This is a genomic window from Sphaerochaeta sp. S2 (assembly GCF_016406725.1).
In the GTDB taxonomy this organism is placed as follows: Bacteria; Spirochaetota; Spirochaetia; order Sphaerochaetales; family Sphaerochaetaceae; genus Sphaerochaeta.
Genome location: NZ_JAEKNT010000411.1, coordinates 1 through 6700, shown reverse-complemented (window position 1 = coordinate 6700; position 6700 = coordinate 1). Strand labels below are relative to the sequence as shown.

Annotated in this window: 4 protein-coding genes; 1 reads left to right on the top strand and 3 read right to left on the bottom strand. The window is 44.8% G+C overall.

Annotated features, from left to right (window positions below; all coding sequences use genetic code 11):
• On the top strand, window positions 1–2523 hold a 2523-nt coding region (locus JF818_RS11985; RefSeq protein ID WP_198892236.1), incomplete at its 5' end, for a hypothetical protein.
• 78 nt (window positions 2524–2601) lie between these two features.
• On the opposite strand, the gene JF818_RS11980 is transcribed toward JF818_RS11985, so the two are convergent.
• From JF818_RS11980 to JF818_RS11970, 3 genes are all read right to left on the bottom strand, one after another.
• Complete coding sequence (locus JF818_RS11980) at window positions 2602–3687, bottom strand: alpha/beta hydrolase (protein ID WP_198892235.1); 1086 nt, start codon at window positions 3685–3687, stop codon at window positions 2602–2604.
• Window positions 3688–3848: 161 nt separating this feature from the next.
• Window positions 3849–5111 (bottom strand): S41 family peptidase, encoded by a 1263-nt coding sequence (locus JF818_RS11975; RefSeq protein WP_198892234.1) that lies wholly within the window; start codon window positions 5109–5111, stop codon window positions 3849–3851.
• Window positions 5112–5208: 97 nt separating this feature from the next.
• On the bottom strand, window positions 5209–6700 hold a 1492-nt coding region (locus JF818_RS11970; RefSeq protein WP_198892233.1), incomplete at its 5' end, for an FAD-dependent oxidoreductase.

The following is a 6700-nucleotide window of genomic DNA, read 5'->3' as shown; positions in this document are numbered from 1 at the left end:
ATTGTGGGGAGGTCACAAGGGGAACGTGATTATCGGCAATATTATTCCACTGACCTCGAGGCTATACAATTCAAAGCAAATGGGCTCTATGAAGTACAATTCACGTATAAGGTACTGGAAACCCCAGACGAAGGATTCGAGGTAATCTTCTACTCTGATACCGGGGCCTCTCGAAACGACTGGGTAGGTGACAGTATCTTCATTACAGAACCCGAGGGCAGCCAAGAAGAAGCATCTTTCACTGCACGACTTAAGAACTATCCTGACTACATACTCCTTATGAATATCGTCAGGAAAGGTTCCATTGCTGTTCGCGATATTGTGATAACTGACTTAGAAACTGGAAAGGTTGTCGCAGAGGAACATGGGGATGCCGTGAGACACGGTCACTCACTTTTTCTTCGAGGGGAAGGAAATTTCTCAATCAAACCAAGTACCATAGTAGAAGGTGGTTCCAGTATCTTCACTAAAGGATATTCCCGTGTTTGGACAAATCCAGAGGTAATGACCATACCCAAGGATAGTGTCATTCTCTTGGAATTTGACTACAAGGTGAATAAGAACGTCAATAACCGCGAACATCTTGGTTGGGTACGGCTGTTTCTAGAGTCAAATACCGCCACAGATCGTGGCATGCTTAATGTACCGGCATATGACGTACAGGAAGGACACTATACAGGTGCAGTAAAAACAGGAACTTCCGATGGAACCTATATCATGGAGTTGGGAATCCATGATGATGTAGAGATGGAATTCACCAATATCAAGCTATCGAAACAGATACCGGTACAACCTGCCTCTGAAATACCTGCCTTGCAGGCAGTATATCCTCGCCTTGGCGATTTCTTTACCGCATATGGTGAATGGGTCGCTTCTGATGGAAGTGGATCTGCTCAAGGCGATACACCATGGATGAGTCTCTTTGAACTTGAGAAGAAATTGGCCTACAACGATGTCTTGCTCGCACTGCATGAGATTACCAGCACCAATGATCCCGCATTTGCATTAAGGATGCGAACGCAGAATCCCTCGATTCTCCTTCTTCCCTCGGTGACAACTCATACATTCTGGGAAGGTGATGAATACATGCAGGAGCAAATGCCCAACACGCTTGCCAATGCTGAAATTTCTTTCATCCGCGGCATTGATCCGGATTGGATCCTCACCACAGCAAAAGGGAAGAGAATCAATGACACTGATGGCGTCGATACATTGCTGTTGAATATATCTCCCTTCTGTCCACCAAACAGCAGCGGGCAAACCTACCTTGATTACTGGAAGGAAACCATGTTCGATCTTCACATTGAGGATGGTACTTGGGATGGGGTATACCTTCAGCAACTCCTGGATCGTGGTAACGATTTGATTAAGGGTATTAGCTATAAAACCAAGGTAGACGCCGACTATAATGCAAACCAGAAAAAGGATGAGACACCTCCTTGGATCCATGAAATGACAGTTGCATCTTCTCTGACGATGCTCAGGTCACTCAGAGAAAAAGCTGGCATGAATACATTACTGATTCCAGGACACCTGATCGATCCTATTCTTGCCCCTTTCTGCAATGGGATGACAATCCGAAATTTCAACTGGGGCTGGTATCATAATGATGGAGAAAAAGATTGGTTTGGAGAGGCACAATGGAGTCATCTGGTAAACCATGTATGGGAATTGGAAGACATGCTTCTTGACCCAGCAATCATTCTTCTTGAAGCAACTCCTCTAGAGTTTACCGATGGAAAACGTGAGCCACTCGAATCCGACTATCCGCTTAATCGGTTTGCACTGGGGACTGCTCTTTTAACCGATTCCTTCTATGAGTATGACTTGGTAGACGGTCGTAGTGCTCCCTTCTTCTTCGACGAGCTTCTGGTTACACCTCAGGGTCGAAGTACTGACGATATGTCGGGGAAAGGCTGGCTTGGGAAATCCTTGTCAGATGCGGAGCAGCTGTCAAGCAATGAGGAGGTGGTATTGAGCATTTCTGAGCCCATACTGCTAGGAAATCGAAGAACCAAGTACGTTGAACTCTTCAAACAAAAAACCAAGGAGACAGAGAGCAGGCAGTACATTATTGAGTTGGATTGGAAAATCCTGGAAACATCAACTTCCAATCCAACGCTCAACATCTCACTGGATAATAATTGGATAGACTACTACCCCCTCTCCTCTGTTTTGCAAGGCTCCTCAGGTCATGTGATCTTCCACACTACCGTACCCGCCAAACAAATCATGAGCTGTATGCTCAATATTGGAAAGAAAGGCGTGGTAGAAGTTTCCAATGTGAAGATCAGTAAAAGCGATAGTGGACTCTACAGAAGAGATTTTGAACATGGCATTGTCATAGTCAATGCTACCAATGAGGATAAAACGGTATCGTTAAGGGATATCAAGGGACCTTTGAACAGGACAAATCTCAGACACATCAAAGGCAGATTGGATACTGTTACCAACAACGGCCAGATGGTTAATGGGGATGTCACGATAAAGGCCCATGATGCCCTTATTCTCTTGGCTGACTGACATGCAATCTTTTTCAAGTGATGACCGGAGAGAACTCCGGTCATCATCTTTCCATTTTACACAGAAAAACTTAAGTATCTATTTTGAAATTGACACTTCTAAAACATGATTCTTCATAAACTGCATGAAACGATCGCTTTCTGTATAAATACCATTATGTCCAGAATTCTCTAAATAAAGCATCTTCTTTTCAGGCGCTTCTACGCTTTCATACCAACGCTCGGTGATACTTGAAACGCACGTCATATCGTATGCGGCATTGATTACAAACAGTGGTATGGTAAATCGATTGGCTTCCTCTTCCAGACTACGATGCCGAATCTTTGGATAGACTGTCTTGGTTCCTCGAATCACACCTCTGACCAGATTGATTTTTGAGAAAAATGAGTGTTCAGGTGCAAGAAACATTTTCTCTGAACGAAAACCCTGATCACTTGGAGCACTGGGACTGTATGAATAAAGGCGTGAAAGTAACGCATAATAGGCTTCTCCATCTCCTACCAGATTTCCCTCTTTATCAATCTTTTCGTAAGGAGGTAATCCAATTTTCTCAAGTATTTTGATGGTTTTCGAATCTCCTCGTTGTTTTGCACCTTCAAGTATCATCTTATATCCGATCGTATCGTTCTCAGTCGAGTTGATATGTGGGGAGGCAGCAATGAAAGCATGGAATAAATCAGGTCGCTCTACAGCTGCAAGGGAACCCAGAAATCCACCCCAGGAGTGCCCAAGGAGAAAAATTTTCTCTTGATTGAATCGTTCTGCCAAGAGCTCACTGAGTGCAATGACATCTTCAACATAGTGCTCAACCTCCATGCCCTTCTTCGCTGCTGCATAGCTTGCGGCAACTCCACGTTGGTCCCAGCAGACTATGGTGAAGTCTTTATGCAAATCTCCCAGATAGATTCTTACCCAACCCACCTCTGAGCCTCCAGGTCCTCCATCAAGCCAGAGAAGGATGGGATTGTCCCTTTTCTCTCCTGCCAAATAGATTGCCTGTTTTGTTCCATTGATCGATACACGTTCCCTGCTATCTACTTCCAACTCCAGCCTATCGCCTGCTTGATCACGTATAGTCGCTGTATGCGTACAGGATGAAATGATCAGAAGGAATGCAATGAGAATGATTGCAATAGGAATAAGTCGTTTTGTTCTTTTGTGCATAAAAATGCTCCTCGTTGTTGATTTTCATCAACAGTGTAAGGAGCAATGGGTAATAGATCCTATCGGAAGAAATTATGATTTATGGGAAAATCTTCTCAGTATATGTTCGTAGACAACCTGGAAAAGGACATTTTCTGCACTTTCAAGCGTACTTACCCTTATCATTCGATACGTGTCTGAACCACGGTATCAACTCCAGAGAGCAAATCCTCAACAGTAGGAGTAACGAATACATCTGGCTGTAGTGAACCACCCTGGTGTGACTTGTCCATGACAAAAAACTTTGTCGAGTACTGTACGGGAATCCCGCTATTGGGAAGGGTGAAGGTCTTCACTTCCCCAAAGTGATTCACGCTCCCTCCCGTGGGAGTTCCCACAAGCGTTGCGTTTGAGCGCTGCTTGAGCTGTACTGCATTCATCAGAGCAGAGGAGAATGTACGCTCTCCAATCAACACATCCAGTGTAAAACCCTGTGCTCTCTGATACCTTGCCAATCCATCAATCATGGGTTCTGCCAAGCTTGAGTCGCCTCCTCCATTATATCTGAGATCAACAATGATCTTAGAAGGTTTCTTGGAGGATACAAGAGCCAAGGTCTCCTCGATGAAGGCATCGATGGGGAAAGCAGGGTCAGAAGCACAGACATTGTATTGGATGAAGAGTATAGCTTCTTGTGTGTCCAAAAACTCAGTCCGGTAGTAGACACGTGCACTACCTGTACGGGAAGGATTGTCATACAGAGTCACAAACTCTTTCTGGTAAAACTCAGTGATTGAAATTGGTGTAATTGAAGATGAAGAAACATTCTGACAGGTGCGATGATCGATGGTAAGTGTAATGGGATCACTGGCATTCTCTGTTATTCCTACATATGTGTAGAACTCTGCAATGTTGAGTAGCTGGGAAACATTTTGGTTGAACCATACCTGATTATCATAACCAACCAGGGGTTCTGCCATCTCCATTATCTGCTCAATGGACACCCCATTGAGACTGAGCACCTCAGAACCAAGCATTGGTTCTTGGCTCTTCTCTACCACAATCAGGCGCCATGCATTGTTGACATATGCAATCTGGATAGGAAGCGCATGCAAGCTTGCAGCGATGTCCTTGGGAAATCCAACCATCGTATGGGAATCACCAACCTGGGCGACGAGTTCACGCACGGCGAAATAGAATTCAATATCTTCCATTTGGGGAGCCGATACCAGTATTTCCTCATACAAAGCCTTGAAGTCCTTTTCTTTGTGCACGCTATACAGATCAGGATGATTATTCTCAAGGGTAGTCATAAGGACCTGTAGGTCCTCTCTTCTGGGATCAGACATATCAATATCACTGGATAATTGTGTCGAGGTACAAGAAGAAAGCAGCCCAAGTAAAAGAGCAAAGCTGAGGATTAGAATATTTCTCATGGTTTTCATAAAAGGCAATATACCATACATACGAGACTTGGCATAGGAAGAAAAAGCCGGGTCTTCCTGTTAATCAGAAAACCCGGCTTGTTTACAAACAGAATGATTAGCCCCTGGCCATCATATTATGCAGACCACCACCATTTTCCACATTGGTGAATCCCATCTGGTTAAGGATACGCATGCCATAGCTGGATCGGGCTCCTGAAGCACAATAGATGATGATCTCTCGATCTTTATCTTCTATTCCTTCAGCCCACTCCTGCAGGGAATCGAGTCCAACATTGATGGCACCTGGGTATGCACCCATTTCAAATTCCATCGGAGTTCGAACATCAAGCACAATCGGACCTTCAGAAGCAAGTGTTTCAGATTCATCAGTTTCTTCTCTCTTCGCTTCCTTGGAATCCTCTACTGACTTCTTCAATATTGGATACTTTCCTACCTGAAGATATTGGAAACCAATGGCTCTTGCATGTCGCTCTAGACTGATATAACCACCACTCAAGTTAAACACACGTTCGAACCCTGCACCCTTGAGCATTCTAAGTACTACGTGACCCTTCTGCCCATCATCACTGATAAGGATGATAGGATTCTCCTTGGGAATCTTGTCCAGATTCTCCCTGATCATATCCTGGCTCAAGTTGTTGGTCCCGCGTAGATTGGCCTTTCCATAGCTGATCGGATCACGAAGGTCGATTGCAATAGGCTGCTGTTCCATGACGAAGTGCTCGAAATCCTGTGCCAAAACAGAGGGGCTGAACCCAGTGTTGTGATTGATTGCGGTAAAAGCTGCCATATTGACTGGGCCATTCGGTGAGTTGAACGGAGGAGCATATGCCAAGTCGAGTTCAGCTAGATCGTCAAGTGTCAGGCCACCTGCAATTGCAGTTGCGATAACATCAATTCTCTTATCTATCCCTACCCGTCCAGCGACCTGTGCTCCAAGTACTTTCTTGGACTTTTTATCGAAAACAAGCATCAAACTCACTTTCTCTGAACCTGGGTAATAAGCCGTATGACTTGCCTTGTGTACGACCACAGCATCGACATCAAGACCTGCATCTCTACCTGCCTTTAGGCTCATACCTGTAGAACCAGCAATAGCCTCAAATACTTTTACAATCGAGCTACCGGAAACACCTTTATAGGTACGGTTCCCTCCAAGAGCATTCTCTCCAACAATTCTTCCCTGTCTGTTTGCAGGTCCTGCCAGTGGCATCCTCACATTTTTCCCAAGGATATTGTGGGAAATTTCTACCATATCCCCAGCAGCAAAGATGGAAGGATCACTGGTGCACATCTGTGCATTAACCTTGAGTCCACCAGAGGAACCCATCTCAAGACCTGCATCCTTTGCAAGTTGCAATGTAGGACGAACACCTACTGAAAGCAAAACAAAATCAGTATCGATGGAGGTACCATCATTGATAAGCACCTTATTGTCTTCAATGGCCTCTACTGATTTACCCAGTTTGAGCTTCACTCCATAGTCCAATAGTTCTTTCGTGATAAACCCTGCAAATTCCCCTTCCAGGTTGGGCATAACCTGGGGTGCCATCTCAACCAGTGTTACAGCAATCCCACGCTTGGTG

What these genes read in the sequence shown, in the direction of transcription:
- JF818_RS11975 (WP_198892234.1), bottom strand. Translation starts at nt 5,111, where the DNA reads ATGAAAACCATGAGAAATATTCTAATCCTCAGCTTTGCTCTTTTACTT.
- JF818_RS11980 (WP_198892235.1), bottom strand. Translation starts at nt 3,687, where the DNA reads ATGCACAAAAGAACAAAACGACTTATTCCTATTGCAATCATTCTCATT.